Source organism: Nocardioides sp. WS12, from assembly GCF_014108865.1.
In the GTDB taxonomy this organism is placed as follows: Bacteria; Actinomycetota; Actinomycetes; order Propionibacteriales; family Nocardioidaceae; genus Nocardioides.
On sequence record NZ_CP053928.1, the window covers coordinates 306281 to 326227 of the forward strand.

At 66.8% G+C, this 19947-nt stretch carries 26 protein-coding genes and 3 tRNA genes; 12 read left to right on the plus strand and 17 right to left on the minus strand.

What is annotated here, in order from left to right; translation table 11 throughout:
* Nucleotides 1-80: 80 nt before the first annotated feature.
* Nucleotides 81-293 carry a DNA-binding protein gene (locus tag HRC28_RS01340; RefSeq protein WP_182378303.1) on the plus strand — a complete coding sequence of 71 codons (213 nt, stop codon included), beginning with the start codon at nt 81-83 and terminating at the stop codon, nt 291-293.
* A gap of 91 nt (nt 294-384) precedes the next feature.
* Nucleotides 385-1854, plus strand: a complete 1470-nt coding sequence (locus tag HRC28_RS01345) for a plasmid pRiA4b ORF-3 family protein (protein ID WP_237111652.1) — start codon at nt 385-387, stop codon at nt 1852-1854.
* 81 nt (nt 1855-1935) lie between these two features.
* On the opposite strand, the gene HRC28_RS01350 is transcribed toward HRC28_RS01345, so the two are convergent.
* Genes HRC28_RS01350 through HRC28_RS01360 form a run of 3 tightly spaced genes read right to left on the minus strand, consistent with a single transcriptional unit; the run spans nt 1936 to nt 3543 of the window.
* Nucleotides 1936-2511, minus strand: coding sequence for a hypothetical protein (locus HRC28_RS01350; protein ID WP_182378304.1), 576 nt, complete (start codon nt 2509-2511; stop codon nt 1936-1938).
* The gene (locus tag HRC28_RS01355; protein WP_182378305.1) at nt 2508-3095 is read right to left on the minus strand and encodes a helix-turn-helix transcriptional regulator; all 588 of its coding nucleotides are present in this window, start codon (nt 3093-3095) and stop codon (nt 2508-2510) included. Before HRC28_RS01355 ends, HRC28_RS01350 begins: the two co-directional genes overlap by 4 nt.
* A 19-nt stretch (nt 3096-3114) precedes the next feature.
* On the minus strand, nt 3115-3543 hold the full coding sequence (locus HRC28_RS01360) for a hypothetical protein (RefSeq protein ID WP_182378306.1): 429 nt from the start codon (nt 3541-3543) through the stop codon (nt 3115-3117).
* Between the two features lie 72 nt (nt 3544-3615).
* On the opposite strand from HRC28_RS01360, the gene HRC28_RS01365 reads away from it, so the two are divergent.
* From HRC28_RS01365 to HRC28_RS01380, 4 genes are all read left to right on the plus strand, one after another.
* Nucleotides 3616-3996, plus strand: a complete 381-nt coding sequence (locus tag HRC28_RS01365; RefSeq protein ID WP_182378307.1) for a hypothetical protein — start codon at nt 3616-3618, stop codon at nt 3994-3996.
* Nucleotides 3997-4280: 284 nt separating this feature from the next.
* The gene (locus tag HRC28_RS01370) at nt 4281-5201 is read left to right on the plus strand and encodes a bacterial transcriptional activator domain-containing protein (RefSeq protein WP_182378308.1); all 921 of its coding nucleotides are present in this window, start codon (nt 4281-4283) and stop codon (nt 5199-5201) included.
* Nucleotides 5202-5300: 99 nt separating this feature from the next.
* Nucleotides 5301-6740 (plus strand): hypothetical protein, encoded by a 1440-nt coding sequence (locus HRC28_RS01375; protein WP_182378309.1) that lies wholly within the window; start codon nt 5301-5303, stop codon nt 6738-6740.
* 19 nt (nt 6741-6759) lie between these two features.
* Complete coding sequence (locus HRC28_RS01380) at nt 6760-7164, plus strand: hypothetical protein (protein ID WP_182378310.1); 405 nt, start codon at nt 6760-6762, stop codon at nt 7162-7164.
* Nucleotides 7165-7730: 566 nt separating this feature from the next.
* Here HRC28_RS01380 and HRC28_RS01385 read toward each other — a convergent pair.
* Nucleotides 7731-7907, minus strand: coding sequence for a hypothetical protein (locus HRC28_RS01385; RefSeq protein WP_182378311.1), 177 nt, complete (start codon nt 7905-7907; stop codon nt 7731-7733).
* A 297-nt stretch (nt 7908-8204) separates the two neighbouring features.
* The gene (locus HRC28_RS01390) at nt 8205-8531 is read right to left on the minus strand and encodes a hypothetical protein (protein ID WP_182378312.1); all 327 of its coding nucleotides are present in this window, start codon (nt 8529-8531) and stop codon (nt 8205-8207) included.
* 433 nt (nt 8532-8964) lie between these two features.
* Here HRC28_RS01390 and HRC28_RS01395 point away from each other — a divergent pair, with 433 nt between their 5' ends.
* Entirely contained in the window at nt 8965-9405 is a 441-nt protein-coding gene (locus HRC28_RS01395) for a hypothetical protein (RefSeq protein WP_182378313.1), read from the plus strand.
* A gap of 102 nt (nt 9406-9507) precedes the next feature.
* Entirely contained in the window at nt 9508-10263 is a 756-nt protein-coding gene (locus HRC28_RS01400; RefSeq protein WP_182378314.1) for a hypothetical protein, read from the plus strand.
* Between the two features lie 182 nt (nt 10264-10445).
* Here the strand turns inward: HRC28_RS01400 and HRC28_RS01405 are convergent, their stop codons facing one another.
* Together HRC28_RS01405 and HRC28_RS01410 are read right to left on the minus strand one after the other, a co-directional pair.
* The gene (locus HRC28_RS01405; protein ID WP_182378315.1) at nt 10446-11024 is read right to left on the minus strand and encodes an ImmA/IrrE family metallo-endopeptidase; all 579 of its coding nucleotides are present in this window, start codon (nt 11022-11024) and stop codon (nt 10446-10448) included.
* 4 nt (nt 11025-11028) lie between these two features.
* The gene (locus HRC28_RS01410) at nt 11029-11388 is read right to left on the minus strand and encodes a helix-turn-helix transcriptional regulator (RefSeq protein WP_202033190.1); all 360 of its coding nucleotides are present in this window, start codon (nt 11386-11388) and stop codon (nt 11029-11031) included.
* Between the two features lie 160 nt (nt 11389-11548).
* On the opposite strand from HRC28_RS01410, the gene HRC28_RS01415 reads away from it, so the two are divergent.
* Genes HRC28_RS01415 through HRC28_RS01425 form a run of 3 tightly spaced genes read left to right on the plus strand, consistent with a single transcriptional unit; the run spans nt 11549 to nt 13494 of the window.
* Nucleotides 11549-11854 carry a multiubiquitin domain-containing protein gene (locus tag HRC28_RS01415; RefSeq protein WP_182378317.1) on the plus strand — a complete coding sequence of 102 codons (306 nt, stop codon included), beginning with the start codon at nt 11549-11551 and terminating at the stop codon, nt 11852-11854.
* Nucleotides 11829-13010, plus strand: coding sequence for a ThiF family adenylyltransferase (locus tag HRC28_RS01420; protein ID WP_182378318.1), 1182 nt, complete (start codon nt 11829-11831; stop codon nt 13008-13010). The genes HRC28_RS01415 and HRC28_RS01420 overlap by 26 nt, the downstream gene beginning before the upstream one ends.
* Entirely contained in the window at nt 12994-13494 is a 501-nt protein-coding gene (locus HRC28_RS01425; protein ID WP_182378319.1) for a DUF6527 family protein, read from the plus strand. The genes HRC28_RS01420 and HRC28_RS01425 overlap by 17 nt, the downstream gene beginning before the upstream one ends.
* Before the next feature lie 158 nt (nt 13495-13652).
* Here the strand turns inward: HRC28_RS01425 and HRC28_RS01430 are convergent, their stop codons facing one another.
* The 3 genes from HRC28_RS01430 to HRC28_RS01440 form a co-directional block, all read right to left on the minus strand.
* Nucleotides 13653-14897, minus strand: a complete 1245-nt coding sequence (locus HRC28_RS01430) for a site-specific integrase (protein WP_182378320.1) — start codon at nt 14895-14897, stop codon at nt 13653-13655.
* The gene (locus tag HRC28_RS01435) at nt 14890-15126 is read right to left on the minus strand and encodes a helix-turn-helix domain-containing protein (RefSeq protein WP_182378321.1); all 237 of its coding nucleotides are present in this window, start codon (nt 15124-15126) and stop codon (nt 14890-14892) included. Before HRC28_RS01435 ends, HRC28_RS01430 begins: the two co-directional genes overlap by 8 nt.
* 233 nt (nt 15127-15359) lie before the next feature.
* Nucleotides 15360-15432: transfer RNA gene (locus HRC28_RS01440), tRNA-Arg, on the minus strand.
* A gap of 98 nt (nt 15433-15530) precedes the next feature.
* Between HRC28_RS01440 and HRC28_RS01445 the strand changes: the two genes are divergently transcribed.
* Nucleotides 15531-16532 carry a LuxR family transcriptional regulator gene (locus HRC28_RS01445; protein WP_182378322.1) on the plus strand — a complete coding sequence of 334 codons (1002 nt, stop codon included), beginning with the start codon at nt 15531-15533 and terminating at the stop codon, nt 16530-16532.
* A 29-nt stretch (nt 16533-16561) separates the two neighbouring features.
* Here the strand turns inward: HRC28_RS01445 and HRC28_RS25540 are convergent, their stop codons facing one another.
* The 7 genes from HRC28_RS25540 to HRC28_RS01475 form a co-directional block, all read right to left on the minus strand.
* Entirely contained in the window at nt 16562-16687 is a 126-nt protein-coding gene (locus tag HRC28_RS25540) for a hypothetical protein (protein WP_272902657.1), read from the minus strand.
* Nucleotides 16688-16857: 170 nt separating this feature from the next.
* A tRNA-Ser gene (locus HRC28_RS01450) sits at nt 16858-16951 on the minus strand.
* A 101-nt stretch (nt 16952-17052) separates the two neighbouring features.
* Complete coding sequence (locus tag HRC28_RS01455) at nt 17053-17511, minus strand: hypothetical protein (protein WP_182378323.1); 459 nt, start codon at nt 17509-17511, stop codon at nt 17053-17055.
* Nucleotides 17512-17646: 135 nt separating this feature from the next.
* Nucleotides 17647-17734, minus strand: a tRNA-Ser gene (locus tag HRC28_RS01460).
* Between the two features lie 53 nt (nt 17735-17787).
* Complete coding sequence (locus HRC28_RS01465; RefSeq protein ID WP_182378324.1) at nt 17788-18021, minus strand: biotin/lipoyl-binding carrier protein; 234 nt, start codon at nt 18019-18021, stop codon at nt 17788-17790.
* 46 nt (nt 18022-18067) lie between these two features.
* Nucleotides 18068-19099, minus strand: coding sequence for a hypothetical protein (locus tag HRC28_RS01470; RefSeq protein WP_182378325.1), 1032 nt, complete (start codon nt 19097-19099; stop codon nt 18068-18070).
* A gap of 11 nt (nt 19100-19110) precedes the next feature.
* Nucleotides 19111-19902, minus strand: coding sequence for a carbon-nitrogen hydrolase family protein (locus HRC28_RS01475; protein WP_182378326.1), 792 nt, complete (start codon nt 19900-19902; stop codon nt 19111-19113).
* Nucleotides 19903-19947 lie beyond the last annotated feature (45 nt).

Here is a 19947-nt window from a genome sequence, read left to right on the forward strand (position 1 = left end):
CGTGATCGCTGCGAACCGCAATTCGCACATAGGTGACTAGAGCAGCCGACGCCAGTCCGCACCAACCGAGGGAGTCATCAATGAGCATCACGCCGCTGGGCGTCCCCGACGAATGGGACGACAACCACATCCTCATGTTCGAGGAGTTCTGCGCCTTCATCCGGACCCCGCAGCGCACCGTCCGCGAATGGCGCCGGCTTCGCCGCGGTCCGAGGTGGTGGCGCTTCAACGGCAACGGCCGGCTCTACACGACCGTCGCCGAACTCCGGCGCTTCCTGAATACAGGCGACTGAGAAGAAGACGCCCGCCAAGCCTCCCCAGGACTGCATCGGAGCGGCCGCGGGTCGCGCTCGGAGCTCGGGCTGCGGTGATTGACTGATTGCCGTGAACGATCGCCCCAGCCCGACGGACGCCGAGAGGCTCGTCAATCAACTGATGGCCGGCGCCAGTCCGGAACAGTCCAAGGCGCTGCTCGACGCCTTGATGAAGGGGCAGGTCACCAGCATCTTCAAGAAGCTCGACGAGCAGCCGACGCCGACACTGGCTCCGGTGCCCAGCAACGTTCGCGGCTTTCGCATCCGACTGGACCTCGACGGCGCCAAGCCGCCGATCTGGCGACGGATTGAGGTTCCAGGCGACCTCACCCTGCCTCGATTGCACGATGCCATCCAGACGGCGATGGGCTGGTACGACTCCCATCTGCACCGGTTCCGCATGGGAAATGACCACAGGGCGGCGTACTTTGCGACCGAGTTCGACCTCGACGAGGGGGACGACGGCATGCCTGAGCACGACGTGCGTCTCGACCAAGTTCTTGTCCAGGAGGGCGACCAGCTCTGGTACGAGTACGACTTCAGCGACGGTTGGGACCACAGCCTCGTCGTCGAGGCGGTCCTCGATGACCCGCCCGCAACCCTGCGCTGCACGGCTGGGCGGATGGCCTGCCCACCCGAGGACTGCGGTGGACTCGGTGGCTATGACGACCTCGCCACGTGGGTGCGCAGCGGGTACGACGACGCCCTCCTCCCGCAAGTATTCGAGGACGCCGAGTACGCGCGGGAATGGCTTCCTCTCGACTGGCATCCGGACCACTTCGACCTCGACGAGACCAACGCGGCATTGGCTGCCTGCGCCGCCGAACCCCTCGCTGTCACCGACGAGTTGGCCGACCTGGCCGAGCAACTGGATCGGCGCGGCATCCGATCGCTGCGAGAGGTACTCGGCCTTCCGACTTCCCACGGACCGACCGAGATCAGCGATGGCGAGGCGGCACGCCTGACGGCGACCTACCGAACATTCCTCGACGTCATCGGCGAAGGAGTCGCCCTCACCTCCGCCGGCTACCTTCGCCCCACCGTGGTCGAGGAGCTCGCGACCCGGACCGGGATCGCGCAGTGGTGGATCGGCAAGGCGAACCGCGAGGACCTGACCCATCCCATCGCCCAGATCCGCGGCACCGCGCGTGCCCTCGGCCTGGTCAGCGTGCGCAAGGGACGACTCGCCCCGACCGCGGCCGCCCAACGATGCGGCAATGATCCCCAAGCGTTGCTCGCGCACATCGTCGCTCGTCTGCCGATCGGCACCAAGGACTTCGACCGCCACGCCGGATGGATGGTCCTCGCCGTGGCTTGTAGCGGCACACCTGTCGAGCAGTGGCGAGACGAGACGGCGGACCTGCTTCACGCGTTGGGTTGGAGTAGCGGCCGGGACCGGTTCTCCCCGCCACCGGCGACGAGTCCAACTCTCAACGTGCTCGAGCAGATGGCCGGCGCGGCACGGGCTCGGTGGGGTGAGGTCAAAGGAACCGACTTCGCGGTAGCGGCAGCCGCCCGGGCGGCCATCCGGCGGTTGTAGCCGCACACGGTTTTGGCCCTGAGGTGGTCGCGGCCTTTGGAATGCGTGCACCAGGCATTGAGCAGCCGCACGCATTGTTGACTACTGAAGGAAATGCTGGACGATCCTGCGGGTGGCCTGCGCAAGGCGGCGGACCTCGGCGTTGAGGTCTTCGTCGCGACGCACGCCGAGCGCCATCTCAAGGATGTCGTCTTCGCCGTAGGCGTCGCGCATCAACCGCTCGAAGGCGGCGCCGTCCGCCTCGGCCAGTCCGAGCGACCGGGCCAACTCAGCGATGTCCGGGTAGTCGCGCTCTCTCATCGCGACCATCTTCATCGCTAGGATGTGCTCGAGCGGCGCGTACTCGACATGGAGTCCTGGCGCCGTGGGCAGGGGCGTGGGTGGGCGCGGTGGGATCCACGGCGCTGCGCTCGGATTGAGCCAAGTCGGGGGCAGCCCGTGGGCCCTGGCGATGATTACCGCTTCGTCGTACACCGACTGGTCGGTGGCCAGCGCGTCGACGTCGACGGTCAGTCGCCGCTCCGTGATGGTGAGGGCGATCGCGGCACCTCCCACGACGTACAGGCCGGCTGAGATGCCGCGTACGGCCAGCCGGCTGTCGAGTTCGGCGAGCAGCGCTCGGAGACGGTCGCGGTCGAGCTCGATCGGGGCACTCATGCCGTGATCAGGTCGCGTTGGGCGACGTAGATCCCGCGTTCAGCCAGCCAGTCGGGCGTCGCTTCGCGGATGTCGGCCTCTTCAAGCAACAGGTTCGGAATGACCCACTCGCGCGCCGCACGGAACTCGGTCCATGCCGGCGGCGTCCGACCGGACGCTGCGAACTCGTGCGCGACGAGGGCCGCGAGCAGGGCGTCCCACTTCTCGTCGCCCGTGCTGGCCGGTCGGGTCTCCCACGCGGCGGCAGGCTCATCCGCGGCGGCGAGCATTGCGCGAATCTGGTCACGGGCCTGGGTGGCGATCTTGAAGGCCCAGCGGTCGTCGCCCTGCGCGATCGCGTCCTTCAAGGCTTGCCGGGTGCTCTGCGGTGTCATCCATCCCCGAGTGTTGGCCTCGCCCAAAGCGGCGCCCTGGCGCAGCGCTCGGAGGAAGAATGCGGCCGACGGGTTGGCCGTGCCGTTGAGGTAGGACGAGAGACGCGAGTGTGAGGTCCCCAACGCTGCCGCGAAACCGCGCAGGCTGAGCCCGCTGCAACGCAGGGCTGCGCGCAGCTGCCTCGCGACATCCTGCGTATCCGCGTCCATGGCGTCTCCCTTCGCAACCCTATGGTACCTGATCAGAAACCATTCCCATGGGCTTGCGACCGACCAGACGCCGAGACTCAGCCCGTTCAGCCGCCGCTTGATGCGCAGCGCACAGCACTTCGGCCAGCCCGTGGATCGTTCGGAGCTCGCCGTCGCCACCACAAACCTCGCACACCGCACTCGCTCGGCGCGCCGTCACATAAATGAGTGCACTGAACTGAGCGGCCAATTCCGGTACCGAAGGCTTAGCGTCGAACACCAATGCCCCGTCCACCCGGCCGACGCGGAACAAGCCGTAGGCCGGATCCAGGTTTGCGAGCTGCCGATCAAGTTCGCTGATCAGCGGGAACCACCCTTCGCCGCAACCGAGCACATGCCCCGTAGCGGCCATTCGCGCGAGCACTGCGCTCGCGCGATCCACTTCACTTCCCCGAGACTTATCTTCCATACATGGAAGATAAGTCACTCCGGGACCGTCCTTCGGTTATCCACAGGCTGGAGTCGGCCTATGTTTTGACCCGTGCCGAAACCGCCGTCATCGATGCCCCGCGACCTACTGGAGCATCCCGCGCTCTTCGGCCGCCCGACGACCGTGACCTGGAGCGAACCCACGACTCCCGCGGAGTACGCAACCATGAGAGCCGCCGAACTCCAGCACCACTTCGTGGTCGAACTGACTGCGCGGCTCGAGCAGGCCGAGCGCCCGAAGTCATGGCTCGAGGAGCAATCCGGAATCGCGCCAGGCCGCCTCAGCAAGCTCCTCCGCGGCTATGCGCAACTGACCCTGCGCGACGTCGCCGCACTCGAAGGTGTCCTCGGGCTCGCTCTCACGTCGCCCGAGCTACCGCGCCACGCCATCAGCGACCCGGAACTCAAGGCGCGATTCGCCCACGGGCGGTAGCGGCGGACTGACGCACTCCACGAGCCGCGGAATCGGGTGGAGATCTTGTCAGGCGACCTAAACGGGGCTCTGAGCAGTGCAGTGCACTCTCCCAATGTTGGCCTTTCGCGGGCGAGCGCGCCGCCAACCGCCACGCAGGCGGCCTAGCCATGCGGCCGCGGCACCGGGTTGGTTCAGATCGGCGATTCCCGACAGGGCGACTGCCGACGGGGTAACGGATTTGTTGCAAAACATCGCTGCAACGGCACGCCGCTGACAGACTCTGTCAACCGCAACTTGCCAACGTGAGCGGGCGCACCACCGTGGAAACGCAACGGATGGGGACAGCGATGCCGGGCTCGGGGATTGTCCTGTGTCTGTTCGGCGTCCCGTCGATCGACCTCGGCGACAACCCCCACCCGCTGACGTCGAGCGCGGCCCGGCTCGCGGCATACCTCGCCCTTGGTCCACGTTCGGGCCGGATCCGCTCCCTCGCAGCCGCACACCTCTATCCCGACTCCCCACCGCCGCTGGCCCGGCGACGGCTCAACACTGCGGCTTGGCGGTTGAACCACGAGATACGGGCGGCGTACGGCGACGACCTGATCGTCACCCCGCACGGATCGCAGACCATTGGCATCGATGGTGCGGCACGGATCACCGTCGACGTGTGGGCGTTCAGTGACCTGGTCAGCGGTTTGGTGCGGGTGCCGCCACACGCGATCACGATCGCCGATGTCGAACGGTTGGAACAGGCCGTTCACCTCTATCGCGGGCAGCTCGCCCCGGCTGTCGAAGACGAGTGGGTGCTCGGCGAACGGGCCCGGATCGAGAACCTCTACCTGATCGCCCTCAGCCACCTGGTCCGGTACTACGGCACGGTGGCCGACGTCGAGGGCATTGCGCGCTTCGGCGAACGCGCGCTCGACGTCGAGCCGGTCCGCGAGGACATCCACCGCGCGCTGATGCGTGCCTACGCTGCCAGCGGGCGCCAAGACCTGGTGGAGAGCCAGTTCGAGCGCTGCCGGATCACCCTCCAGCGGGTGCTCCAGGTCGCCCCGATGCCGCAGACCGTGGAACTCTTTCGGCGGCTGGCGGCGCCGACCGATTTCGCGTGCGAGGAAGTGACCGCCTTGCTCGCCGACCTCAACCAGGCGCGGCGCGACCTGACCCAGGTCTGGGGGCGCCTGGACAGCGTCGTGGAGCGGGTGCAACGCCTGCGGTGATCGCCGCGTGATCAGCGCAGGCGCAGGGTGATCGACCGGTGATCCGGGCCGCGGAATCTGTCCGAGCCAGCTCCGCCACTCGCCCCGAAAGGCACCGCCATGAAGCAGACCGCCGAACCCGCCGCCACCACCCTGCTCAACACCACAGTCATCGGCCAACCCTGGCACGGCGACTACCGCCTCGGTCTCGGCGTCGACGCCGTGACCGGACAGCTCCGGGCCCGGGCCGTCGAGCCGTTCGAGGTGCAGAACGAGCCGCAGATGAGCCCCACCTACGTCTACTCCCTCATCGAGTCCGAGAGCGACGTTTCCAGCCTAGTCGCCGGGTCGGTCGAGGGCTCCTACAACATGGAAGGTGTCACGGTCGGCGCGAGCACGTCGTTCCTGGACTCGCTCGCCGTCTCCGAGCTGTCGGTCACCCTGATCGCGCAGATGACGATCAACCGCAGCCAGTACTCTCTTGCTCCGCACGACGGCTACAAGCTGGCCGTCGAGCCCGGCCACGACTTCCGTGAGAAGTACGGCGACTACTTCGTCGCCGGCTACCGCTCGGCTTCGGTGCTCTACGTGCTCTACCAGTGCCACTTCCGCACCGCCGAGGACCGACGCCAGTTCAGTCTCAAGTTCTCGGCCGAGGTGCCCCAGGTCTTCACCGCCAAGGGCAGCACCGAGTTCGAGAGCGCGGCGAAATCCTGCAACGCCACGATCAGCATCCGGATCACCGCCCACGGCGTCGACAGCGGCATCCCGACGCCGCCGTCCGAGGAGGGCTGGACCGCCGGCAACATCCTCAACATCCTGCTCCCCTGGTTCGACAAGAGTCGGTCCCTCCAACCGCTCGAGGCCTACCTCATGCACTACCGGGTGATCGACCCGGCGCTGTCGGGCGAGGTGCCGGTCAGCCCGCTCATCTTCTCCAAGCTGGCCTACCTCTACGACCGGTTCTGGCTGACCCGCGCACGCTGGGACACGGTGCCCGACTTCGGTCGACCCCTGGTCGAGCAGCGGTACAAGATGCTGGAGAAGACGATCGAGGCCCAGCAGGCGGCGCTGCCCGACAACCCGGAAGAGATCGAGAAGCTGACAGCGCAGACCACCGAACTGCTGGGGCTGTTCACCGCGATCCTCAACCGGCAGACCTTCTTCTCCCAAGTCCAGGCCGCGGTCCGCACCGAGCCCGAACGCAACCTCAGGATCGACGCCGACAAGGGCACCGTCCGCTGGTGCTACGGCTACGACGGCAGCAACCTGCCCGGCGTCACCATCGCCAGCCGCGGCGACCACGTCGCCGAAGACTGGAAGATCGGCTACCGGGAGCACACCTTCAACTTCCGCGACACCACGAAACTGATCGTCGGCTGGGACGTCGTGTGCAACTGGACCGACGGCACCGGCGGCGACTGGGAGAAGAGGTGCGACCACATCATCGGCCAGAACGCCGGCGAGATCTGGGTCAAGAGCGACTACGACCGCGGCTACTCCTGGTCGATCGCCTGGCACTACGTCGACGCCATCGACTACCCGACCGCAATCAGCTGAGCCAGAGGGAGCGCACACCATGAGCAGGTACACCTACTTCATCGTCAGCCCCGGCTACGACGCCGGCTCGTTCATCCGCTATCCCGATGGCGCCGAAGGCTGCTACGTCAAGTTCGGCGACACCAAGGACGTCTTCGACGAACCCGGCATCCGAGCCGCCTACATGACACACAACCCCGACATCGGGGTAGTGGCCGTGATGGGCTCCGACCTCTACCCGGAGCCGCCGTATCTCGGCACCCGCCTCAAGCAGTTCATCCGTACCGAGATCGGCATCGCGCCGGTACGCAACGGCGAATGGTTCTCGGTACAGACCCGGGCCATGGTCGGCCTGTTCAACGCCATGCTGGCGTGGAACAACCGCCATGTCACGCCCAGCAACCTCCAAGCGCTCCACGACACCCTCTCCAGGCACCTGCGCTAGCCGCACCCGCGTCACCACAGCGGCGGGCGGCGGTCCCTCAACGGGGCCGCCGCCTCGACGTGGGTGGCGAGGGCGAGCAGGAGCTCGTTTCTCGGCGGGGCGGGCGGCGAGCATAGTGCCGACTGACAGTTCGTTCTGCGACCTTCGGATTGACCACGTGGTCCGAAACTGGACGAGCGCGGAACCCCCGGGCCCGCTCGTCGCGATTGACATCGGCGGTCGACGACGCCGCGTCGCCACAAGGGCTCGCGTCATTCTGTCGCTTGTTCATGCAGCGAACCGGACCGAAGAGCTGCGACCCGTGAGCTTCGGGCGCGGACAAACTCTTCCTGTCGATCCAAGTAGGTGAGGTAGTCGTCCATCTTGCGGGCCAGTGCGTTGACTGTGAGATCGGCTGTGTCGTTGTCCAGGAGCCACCATCGGCCGGGTGCACGCGTTCGTCGGATCGTGATTGCCTTGCTCGCGGTGACGCTTGTCAGCTCCGGCGGCTACGTGTGGTTCTCGGCACGACAACACCCGAGTTGCTCGGCGTCTCTGACCTACAACGGCGTCTCGTACGAGTTCTATCAAGGACCGAGGAGATCGTTGCCCACGATGACCTCGGCGTCGGAATCGAGCGACGGTGTGGAGACACCGGTCGGTGGAGCGGCAAGGTCGCGATCTCCCGCATCGACGGCGTAGACCCGCGAGCAGCCCTCGTCGCACCGGTAGCTGCGAATGTTCTGTACAGCGCGCGGTGTCACGCTCGACGAACTCCCAGGCTCTGTCGCAGAGTTGGTCGCTCCGTAGCGGCGGGTAGGCGCCCGGTAACGGGAACGCGAAACGCGGCGGATTGGCGCGTCATTGCGCGCAGTAGATCCGGGCAGACCCACCAACCGACCGTGGAGCGCCCTCGAAGCGCTTGAACGCCCATCGCCGGCTCGGGAGGTGGAACGACGGGCTCGGGCGCCGGGAAGATGCCGTCGAGCTCGGCAGCCGCGGGAAGCTGATGGCTGGCAGTATTTGTGGTTGCGAAACTGGTGGCAATGTCGCTGCTGCACCTAGAAAAGCTGCGGCTCGGCGCCTTCTAGGGAGGCGTACAGCTCCTCGGCTGCGGACCACATGCTGCTCACGGTGGCAACGTACGCACGGGTGCGGTCAGTGGGCGCGGTGAGGGCGTCGGCAATTAGGCCGCAGTCATACAGGTCCTTCAGGGGTTTCTGGACGGAACTGGAGTTGCGAGCGCCGATCCAGTCGGACACGTCTCCAAGACTGAAGGCCTGATCGCGGCGGCGGGCGACGAACAGGAGCACTGAGAGCTTGTGGTCCTGGCCGAACATGCGTCGCGACAGATCCCGTACGTCTGACCGATCGAACAAGCTTTCCACGGGCACAGCGAACCAGCCTACGTGATGCGCGGTACACGATACGCGAAACGCGTATTACGTTCTCTCGGCGTGTCTCACACCATTCGGACGCTCGAGCCGGTGTCATGACAGCCATGGCGTCGCGGCGGCCCACCCGTTTCGCACCGCAGGCCTGCGTCATGACCAGGTCGGATATCGCGGACAGTTCTCGGCGTGTCGCGCCAAACATGACGATCCTTGGTCGATCATGTGAACTTTTGTTCAGGTCTGGCTCTTCGCGGGCCGATGGGCGTAGTGTCGGCCGGGTCCGCAGGCTCCGGAACGCTCTCGCTGTGGGGCCCGCAGACGTCGACCAAGTTGTACACCTTCACTGCCACGTGAACAGGACCCGAGCTTTCGGTTCGAGGCGTTCCCCGCAGGCGGGGGTCTCTCAAAACGCGGACGAGGTGACGGTATGAGCGAAGAGCAGCTCAATTCCGTGCGAGCTCTGGGCAGCATCCTCGACGGCTGCAGGGACTTCCGGCATACGGTGCCAAGCGAACCGGCCTACTTGATTGATCTGAGCATCCCGGACGGGCAGGCCGAACCCGAGCATCTTCAGTTCCGGGCCTGGATCACCATCCCTGTCGCTGTACCCGAAGAGGTCTCGATTCTTGGTGTAGTGCAGGCCGTGAACAACAAACTGAACGGTAGGAAGCCGCTCACGTTCGTGAAGCCAGACCGCGACGCGGTCATCACTAATTTTTCGATCTACGACGTCAGCGTCAGCTGTCGTCGCGAGGTGGATGGGTTCGCCACCTCCTTGAACGAGCTCCTTCGCCCGATGACGGTGAGCGGCTCGAACGTCCAGTACCACTTCGCCGGCACCCCGATAGAGGATCACCTGAAGCACTAACACCTGCACGCGGAAGGATGATCACCCCGTTCCCGAGATTTTGTGGGCGGGGTCGTGGTAATTCCTCGGGCACCCAACTACCTTGGTTCCAAGGAGGCTGGTATGAGCGCCGAGAACTCACCGAGCAGTGGCTGCGACTCCCAGCCTGCATGGATGTCCCTGGCGGCCGAGCTCATCGAAACGGTGGCGCCGCGGTTCTCCGACGACATGCTGTGGGACTTCGAGTTCGCGAACGCCGGCCTCACCAACGTGAACCTCGCGGCGCTCGATCCGAACGACCTTCTGCTGCGTGCGGTCAACGCCATGGCGACGGGTCGCGAGCTGGGCCTCCTCGATGACAACGACGAACGACTGGTTGCCCGGATGTACGGTGCGCTGGTCGACCACGCCGTGAAGAACTCAAAGACTCCGAGGTCGACGACGGAGCGGGGTTCGTCCGGAGCCGAGCTGCTCGGCGAGACCCTCGGACAGATGCGGAAGAAGAAGAAGGACGACGAGGGGCTCGCTGACGATGACAGCGAGCCTCCCGCTCACAAGCGGGACCCGTCTAGTTCTTCCATCAACGCCTCCGGCAACGCCGGGGGCGTTTCCTTTGAAGTGCCCGTGTGGACCACCACTCACGGTGCGCCGTTCCCGAAGACAGTCGAGGCAATCGTCCGTCGGGTCGGCGACGAGCGACTGTCCTACCTGCTCAAGCACTACGAGATCACGAACCTGAACTTCTGGCTGCAGCAAGAGCGGACCCTGGTCGTTTGCGAGACCTTGCAGGCGTGGCGTCGCTGGCTGACGGTTGCGGGACAGATCGAGGTTCTCGACCTGTACAACGGGGAGTCGCCCGACTTCCGCACCGGCACCTGAGTTCTCGAACCGCCCGCTCGCACGGGTCGGCTAGTTGAGCCGAGGGCCGGCCAATAACTGGGCCCCATTCGGGTCTTGGAGATACCAGCGAAGCCCGCGTGACGCTGGGGCTCATGGTGCATACCGGGTAGTCGGCTCCAACGACGAGTAGTTAGTCGGCAGGTGCGCCGGCGCCGACGTGCTCAGGTGCGGGAGTACTTCCTCGCGGTGCGCGCGGCGATGACCCGGGCGCCGTACATCCTCATCTGAGCGAACTGCTCGCTGACGTTGAAGCGGCGGGCGACCTTCGCGTTGTCCCATCCGGCGTACGCCGCCTTGCGGGCAGCCTCGTCCGGCACCAGCAGCTCCCCGGAGATGAACGTGGCCTGCTTCTCCAGGGTCGAGTCGAACTGCTCCTTGTGGTCCTCGCCGAGGATGACGCTGTCGAACGGGTGCTCCAGCAGGTGGTGGCCCATCTCGTGGGCGATGTTCGACCTGCGCCGCACCTCCAGGTGCGCCTCGTTCTCCACGATCACCCGCGCGGTCCCCAGTGGCACCAGAGCCGCGGACCAGTCCCGGGAGCCAGCGGCGTGGAAATGGTCCCTGGTCGCGGGGGCCAGGCCGTGGTCGAGCAGGTCGGTCAGCGTGTAGGTGGGGATGCCGTGAGCGTCAGCGAGCTCGTACGGGTCTAACGGGTCGAACGGATCGAGGCCGAGCTCGTCACGTTCCTCCTTGGCGACCTCACGCATCCGCGCCTGGGTCCACCCCTTCTTCGCGCCCACCGAATCAGAGGCCGTCCTCGGTGCGCTCGGACTCGAAGCGACGCAGCGTGGCTTCGATGACGTCCTCCAAGTACGAGCGGTTCTTGTCCGGCAGATCTGGCCTCGCGCGAAGCAAAACAGTCAGCTCCGACATCAACGGCGCCGGATCACTGGTCCCCGGGTCGTCGTCGCCGGCTAGGTAAAATTTCTCGGCGTCCATCCGCAGCCAGGTGGTCATCGCCGCGAACGCGTTCACGTCCGGCTTCAGGCCCTGCTGCATCCGCGAGATGGTCGACGCATTCACGCCGATCTCCTTCGCCAACGCCCTCCAGGACAGATCTGCATCCTCGCGGGCCTTATCCAGCGCGGCGTGCAGCGTCTTCACGTCAACAGTCGGACCGGTATTCACCAGCGCTCCGAAAAGTAAGCGGTGCTTGAAGAGTCGAGCATGTGTGGTATGTTAGCACTGCTTGATACTTCGAGCAGCGAAGTAAATTCGCAACGCCAGCAGTCAACCGAGTTGGTACCAACGAAGGAGAGCCGCCATGACCGCGACCGCAGCCGAGAAACACACCGACGACAACGACAACAAGGGAGACAACGGTCACCCGACCAAGACGTTCACCCTGATCATCAACACCCGCAAGACCGACTGGGACAAGGAGCAGATCTCCTATAAGGACCTCGTGCAGATCCGCTTCCCCGGCAAGGTCCTCGACGAGACCGAAGAGGTCACCATCGCTTACACCCGTGGCCCGAAGGAGAACCGCGAGGGCTCCCTCACTGTCGGCCACTCCGTGTACGTCAAGAACCAGATGACGTTCGATGTCTACCTCACGATCCGTTCCTGACCCGGACCTGGGTCGCCTCCTGGACGACGGCTACGACGTCGTCGTCCAGGCGGGCCACCTGGTCATCCGCCACATCCCGTACGTGACCCCCGACCGCGAAGTGCGTTGCGGGTTCCTCACCTACCCCGTGACCGTCTCGGGCGACCGGATCGTGTCAGACACTGACCACCGCATCTGGTTCGGCGGCGACACCATCCCCTGCAACGAGCACGGCCAGCAGATCAGCTGCGCGAACGCAGAGGAGCGGATCGTCTCTGAAGAGTTCCGCGCCAGCTACATGCTCTCGTCCAAGCCGGGCCCCAATGGGTACCCCAGCGAGTACGAGAAGGTCGTCGCGTACGCCCGGATCCTGTCCCACCCGGCCGCCGCGATCGATCCGACCGCGACCGCCACCCCCGGCGCCGCGTGGCAGGAAGTCGAAGACGACCTCCCGTTCGTCTACCGCGACACCGCGTCCACCCGGGCCGGCATCGCACCGCTGAACAAGGTCTTCCGCGGCCAGCGAATCGCAATGGTCGGCCTCGGAGGATCCGGCGGCTACATCCTGGACCAGATCGCCAAGACCCCCGTCGATGCGATCCGCTGCTTCGACGGCGACACCTTCGACAACCACAACGCGTTCCGTGCACCCAGCGCGGCCACGCTCGACAAACTCCGCGAACGGCCCAACAAGGCCGAGTACTTCACCGAGCTCTACTCCAACATGCACACCGGCATCACCGCGGTGCCCGAGTTCATCGACGAGACCAACCTCGATCTGCTCAACGAGTTCACGTTCGTGTTCATCTCCATGGATGACACCAACTCGAAAATCCCGATCATCAACCACCTCGTCGAGCACAACATCCCGTTCATTGACGTCGGCATGGGCGTCGAGGAGATCGACGGCAAGCTCTCCGGCCTGCTGCGCGTAACCCTCGGCCTCCCCGACAACACCGCGACCCGCGACTCGGTCCCCGAGACCGCCGACCCCGACGACTACGACCGCAACATCCAGATCGCCGACCTCAACGCGCTCAACGCGCTCCTCGCCGTGATCACTTGGAAGCGACACCTCGGGCTCTACGCCGACGGCACCAGCGAAACCTTCTTCACCTACTCCTTGTTCACCAACCACATCACCCATCAGGACAACGTCTATGACGACGAAGACTGACCACTACAAGCCGGAGTTCATCGAGTCCTTCCCAGACTCGATGGACCCCGGCGTCCTCTACATCTCCATCGAGTACGACACCTGCGGACACCTCTGCGCCTGCGGCTGCGGCAACGAAGTCATCACCCCGCTCGGCCCCGCCCAGTGGTCCTTCACCTACGACGGCCGCAACGCCTCCCTCCGCCCCTCCATCGGAAACTGGAGCCTGCCCTGCAAGTCGCACTACATCGTCGACCGCGGGGGAGTCGTCCGCTGGGCCCGCATCTTCACCGACCGCGAGATCGCCCGCAACCGCGACCGCGACCGCGCCGTCCTCGCCCGCGGCGAAGATGAACGCACCTACGGCGACTGGCCGCCCGACCGCCGTGGCCCGGTCGGCGACGGCGACCGCACCCGCGGCGAACCTGAGGCGCCGCCGAGTGCCGGCGACGACAGGCCGGCCAGCTGGATGCGGTCGTTCCTGGGACGCAGCGGCGAACATTGATCCTAGGCGGCCAGACGGCCGGGCCTGTCCGAACGCACGGCCCTACCTACTGCGAGCTGCGGCACGCTGTTGCAGCGGCTCCGCCCGGTCGTGGCAGGTGGATCACGACGGCGCGTCAATCTGGGCGCTATGCCCTACCTCCGGATGCGATCCACGGCTCACCCTCCTGTCTGTCCCTCCCAGAGCAGCGCCCCCATCTGACGCGCTGCGCGACGTCGAAGTTCATCGACGGCGTGGGTGTAGCGCTGGGCAGTGGCCATCTCGGTCCAGCCCATGATCGACATGACGGTGCGGATATCGACGTTCTGCAGGAGCAGCAAGGTCGCGGCGGTGTGACGGGCGTCGTGGAGGCGGACCTCTCGGACGCCGGCTCGTTGTAGGAGCGCCTTCCACTCGGTGTGGTCGCGTGCTGGATCGATGAGGCCGCCGCTGGCGGCGGGGAAGACCAGGTCGTGGGTGTTGTCCCAGTCGGAACCGGCTGCGAGGCGTCGGCGGTTCACCGCGGCCCGATGAGAACGCAACTCGTCCACGAGCGGCTGAGGCAGCACGATCGTCCGCTTCGAGGCCTTCGTCTTCGGCTCGACCAACTGCAGCCCGCCACCGCTCCGGTGTTCGCACTCCGCGCCGCGCTTCCGTCCACAGGAGGGCGAACCGTCCATCGACGGGCAGCCGTGCTCCCAGGTGTGGCGCTGGACCGCCCGACGGATCCGGAGGACGCCGTCGTCGAGGTCGACGTCGGGCCAAAGGAGGCCGAGCGTCTCGCCCTGGCGCAGTCCGAGCGAGATGGCGATCGACCACCGGGCTGGGTGCAGCGTGGATTGCGCGGCCGCGAGGACGCGGCGGCTCTCCTCGACCGAGAGCGGTTCGACCTCGACGTCCTCGGCGCGTGGCGGACGCGCGACCAGGGCCGGGTTGGTGGCGAGTCGTCGGCGGCGTATTGCTTCGTTGAGACCAGAGCGCAGGACGCGATGCACGCCGCGGATGACATGGGCGGAGTGGCCGTCGGTCTGCATGCGTCGGTAGTGCTCCTCGAGGTGCTCGGGACGGAGCTCGCTGAGCCGCCACTGTCCGAGGGCGGGGATGACGTGGACGCGCATCTGGCTGCGGTATGTCGACAGGGTCTTCCACCGTGCGGTCATGGGCACCACGGATTCGAGCCAGTGCTCGAGCCAGTGACCCAAGGTGACGTCGTCGTGGGTCCACACGAAGGTGCCGTTGTCCCGGCGGCGCTCGAGGTCGCGGACTGCGTCGCGCAACTCTGACTTCGTCTGCCGCTGGACGTGCTTGCGCGCAGTCGTGCCGTCGGGACGGCGGCCCATGGTGACGCGGGCGTGCCAATTGCCGTCAGCGCCCTGGTAAAGCGTCGAGGTGGTCTGCTCGGCTGCCTTGCGTGGCCTACTCATCGCGGACCTCGACGTACGAATCGCGCATCCGGGCGATGAACCGCTCGAGCTCGCTGCGCTCGATGCGTACGGAGCGGCCGAGGTGGACGACGCGAAGCCGGTGGCTGGCGACGTGGCGCTCGACGCTGCGGCGGGCGCAGCACAGCTGGCGGGCGGCCTCATCGAGGGTGAGCAGCAGGGTGTCGGCTGCGGTCGTGGTCAGGGGGCTGGGGTGAGTGGTGGTCTCCATGTGCCACCAAAGGTCGGAGACCAGGCCCGTGCGATCACGAAACCGGGGGACGCGGGGGACGCCGCCGGATTTCGGGGGACGTTGGGGGGACTCGCGTCTCGGCCCGACTCGAGGCGACAGAGGGACGCCAAATAGTTTTTGAGCCAGTATTTGAGCCGAGAAAGGCCCACCTCCCTGTTCGGGAAGCGGGCCTCTGAACCTGTTTGTGCAGGTCATGCGGTGAATCCAGTCTGTGCGCCTGTAGGGATTCGAACCCCAAACCTTCTGATCCGTAGTCAGATGCTCTATCCGTTGAGCTACAGGCGCATATCGCTTGCGCGACCGGACGAGAATAGCCGAGGGCGTGGGCCGATGCCGAATCAGGACCACCTGTCGTCGTACGCCGGGTGTGGAAGCATGGCGTCATGGCTGGCCTGCAACCCGAGGATCGGGAGCTCTTCGAGGACGAAGCGACCAGTCTCTATGAGCAGATCCTGGCCGAGGGCGGGCTGGCTGCCGACGACTCGCGACTGGCCGGAACGACGCCGGTACGACGGGCGTTCGACCTGCTCACCGAGCTCGGCTTGCTGCAGTTGGACGAGACCCGGAAGACCTGGCGGCCGGTGGAGCCGAGCAACGCGCAGTCGCGCGTGGTCACGCCGCTCGGGACCGAGGGCGCGCGGCTGATCGACGAGTCGGCGCGCTGGGCGAAGGCGTTCTCGAATCTCACCCAGAGCTGGCGGCGTTCGCCCGCGGCCACGGAGTCGGGTCCATTCCTCTACCTGCACGGCGAGGCGATCAGCCCGTACCTCACCGCGATCATCGGCGACGCCGAGACCGAACTGCTCACCGCGCAACCGCAGACCACCCGGAGCGCCAAGACGGTCGCCGAGGGTGCCGTCCGGGATGTCGCAGCGCTGAAGCGCGGGATCTCGATGCGAACGATCTACCAGCACAGCGCGCGGCGCCACCCCGCTACGCACAAGTACGTCGCGGACGTGACCCGGCACGGCGCCGAGGTGCGGACGCTGGACGAGTTCTTCAACCGGATGATCGTGGTGGACCGCCGGGTCGCCCTGATCCCCGCTGCTGACAGCCTGGCCACCGCCGTCGTCGTACGGGAGCCCGCCATCGTGGCGTACCTCGTCGACGTCTTCGAGCGCGCCTTCGCGCGCGGCCGGCCGTTCGCCAGCGGCGAGCAGAAGGTGATGAAGGAGATCGCGACCGAGCAGCGTTCGATGACGATGCGGATGCTCATCGAGGGGCACGCGGACGCCGTGAGCGCGAAGCGGCTCGGCGTGAGCGCGCGGACGTACGCCGGATACGTCGCCGAACTCAAGGACGAGTACGACGCAGAGACGCGCTTCCAGCTCGGTTACATCATGGGTCAGCGCGGCATCGCCGGCCAGGAGACCAGCGGCGGTTGACCATCAGGGCCGAACGGCCCGGGCGCGCGTCAGTTGCGCCCGACGACCCAGCCCCAGCCGCTGTCGGCCTCGGCAGCCGTCGGAATCGACACGACGCCAACGGCGGCGATCATCACAGCGAACGCGAGTGCGGTCTTGCGAGCAATGTTCTTCATCGTCAATCCCCTAGCTAGTGGGGTCCCTCCCGGAACCCTCCCTCTGGAGTCCGAGACAACGTGACCGTCCCCCAATGTCCAGACCACGCATCCTCCATCTTGCCGCAACTCCGCAGCAATGGCGAGACCCCGGGTGAGGGGTCCTCACTCCGGGGTCTCGCGCTGTCACTTGGCGGAGGCGGAGGGATTTGAACCCTCGATGGGGTTGTAGCCCCAAACCCGCTTAGCAGGCGGGCGCCATAGACCGGACTAGGCGACGCCTCCTCCACCATCGGTCGCGAACGACCGAGCAGCGGAGCAAGGTTACAAGCACCGTCGCGCGGCACCCAATTGACCCGCCCGTCGTCTCACGGACGAGTACGACGTCAGCGGGTCGCGCCGCGCAGGCGATCGCGGATGTCGCGGGCCAGGTCGTCCTTGTCACCGGCGACGAGCTCGACCGGAATGGTCGTGGAGCGGCCGTCGCGCAACCGCAGGATGACGCACTCGATGTCGCGCGGGGCGGCGGCGACGGCGTCCTCGACGTCGCTCCACGGCGCTTCGGAAACCCCGGCGGCGCGCACCATCCGGACGCGGTAGCCCGACGAGGTCAGCCGCACCACGACGAGCTTGCTGCGCAACCACCAGCTGAGCCCGATCAGGCCCAGGATGCCGAGCCCGAGGAGGGCCACCAGCACGTCGAGGCTCCACTCGAACGTCACGGCCGCGACCGTCGTACCGAGGAGGAGGAGGGCCAGCAGCACGAGGTAGGCGCCGACGAACCGTGCCATCACGACAGGAGCGAGCCGGTACTCGGAGATGGAGGTCGACTGCGCGCTGCTCATGGGGCGATTGAACAAGACCTGCTGCTGACTCGCCAAAGCCGCGATGGGCGCGCTCCCGGTCGGCAGCGTGGCGGGAGGCCAACGACGGGCAGCTTGCTGCCCCCTCCAGTGGCCGAAGACACGCTCGACCAAATGTGGCAGAGGGGGAGGGATTCGAACCCCCGGTAGGTTTCCCTACGACCGCTTTCAAGGCGGTTCCGATCGGCCACTCCGGCACCCCTCCTCATCCGCCACCGCGCCAGGGCGCAGTCACGGACAGCAAGCGAGCCTAGACGACTACCGGTTCGTCAGCTCAACGAGGACGTCGCCCTCCTGGACGACGTCGCCGGCGGAGACCTTGATGGCGCTGACGGTGCCCGCGACCTCGGCGATGATCGGGATCTCCATCTTCATCGATTCGAGCAGCACGACGGTGTCGCCGATCGCGACCGCATCGCCCTCCTCGACTTCCACGCGCAGCACGTTGGCCACCATCTCCGCGACCAGCTCTGACGTCGTCACCCAGGCCATGCCTGCGACGCTAGGCGTTACCGGGTGGTACCCGAAGCCACGACACTCACAGGAGCGCTGAGAACCGGCTCGGCTCCGGGCGTACGGCGGCGGCCTGCTCGGCGACGCGACTGCGGCGTCCCCGGTTGCCGGTGAGCGCCAGGTCCAGGCGGATCATGATCCAGCCGATCATCAGGCCGACCACGAGGCCGTAGACGACCGACAGCACCGCCTCCTGGACGGTGACGGCCGGGTTGGCGAGCGCGGTGGCGGTGGGCGAGGTGGCCGCGACACCGAACGCACAGACCCACCAGCCCTGACGCCGACGGGCCCGCATGTGGCACCCGTAGGCGAGCGCCGGGACACCGAGGACGGTCTCGATCGGGCGCGGGAAGGCACCGAGGGTCTCCCTGCTCCAGGTCACCCAGGACAGCAACTGGTCGACGAGACCGGACGATCCGTAGTTCCGCAGCAGTTCGGCGTAGAGCAGCGTCGCCGCGAGCACCGCGCCGCCGATCGCCACCACGATCAGGCCGCGACGACCGAGCCCGTGGAAGCCGGCTCCGAGGCGGAACACGAGCACGATGGCCGCGAGGAACGCCATCCCGAGGCCGACGTACTCGAAGCGGACGGTCTCGATGACCGGCTCGAAACCGATGGTGGCCAGGGCTCCGACGCCCGCAACGACGAGCCCGACGGTGCATTCACGTGCGGAGGCGAAGAAGCCGGCGGCAGGGACCGTGAGCATCACGCCGAGGACGGCGGCGATCGCCGAGGTGAGGACCGCAGCGCCGGTGAGCAGGAGGTCCTGGTCGCTGATCACCGCAGTCAGGCCGCAGCCCAGCGCGAGCAGTCCGAAGACGAACGGCCGGCCACCTGTGCGGGCAGCAAGCGCCGCGCTGAACGAGGTCGCGATGATGATCGAGCCGACCCTGCCGAACCAGTCGGGGCCCACCGGCACCATCGCGCAGACCAGCGCTGCGGTCCCGGCGACCATCAGCGCCAGCAGGACCAGCAACGGCTTCCGGGACGTCCCGAACTCCCCGAGGCGCTGCTCGATCGGCTCCCGGGAGGGGACACGTGGGGCGCTGCGGGACACGATGAAGGACCTTACAGACGGCGGTTGCTCAGGGACGGGTTGACCCGGCGCGCCTCGCCGAGGACCTCGTGGTCCAGCACCGCCCGGACGACCTCGGGAACCTCGACGGAACCCGGACCGGCCTCGGCCACCACCTCGCCGAACGGATCGATGACCACCGAGTGGCCGCAGTACCGCGGCGCAGGCTGGCCGACCGCGGCGACGTACACGGTGTTCTCGATGGCACGCGCGGTGAGCAGGGTGCGCCAGTGGTGCACCTTGCGCGGCCCGGCGACCCAGGCGGCCGGCAGCACGATCACCTCGGCACCCCGGTCAACCAGGGCCCGCGCCAGTTCGGGGAAACGGAGGTCGTAACAGGTCATCAGGCCGACCTTCCAGCCCTTCAGCTCGACGACGACCGGCTCGATCGGACCCGCGCTGAGGCGATCGGACTCGCGGTAACCGAAGGAGTCGTACAGGTGCACCTTCCGGTACGACGCCCGGCCGGCCCCGCGCATCAGCAGCGTGTTGAACGGGCGGCTCGGGTCGGGACCCTGCTCGAACAGGCCGGCCACGACGGTGGTGTCCCGTCCTGCCGCGGCCGCGGCGAGCGCCGTACCGAAGGGACCGTCGAGAGGCTCGGCGTACCCGCTCACGTCGGACCCTGCCTCGCCGAAGTCGCGGGCGAACGCCTCGGGGAAGACGACCAGGTCCGTGTCGGCGCCGTGTTCGGCGGTCAGGCGGGCGAGTTCGTCCCTGTTCGCGGCGGGGTCGAGGGTCGCCGCGGCCTGCACGAGGGCAAGGCGAAGAGTGGGGACGATCACGGTGCAAGCGTAGGACGTCGTTCGCGCCCGGCTGGGAGACTGTCG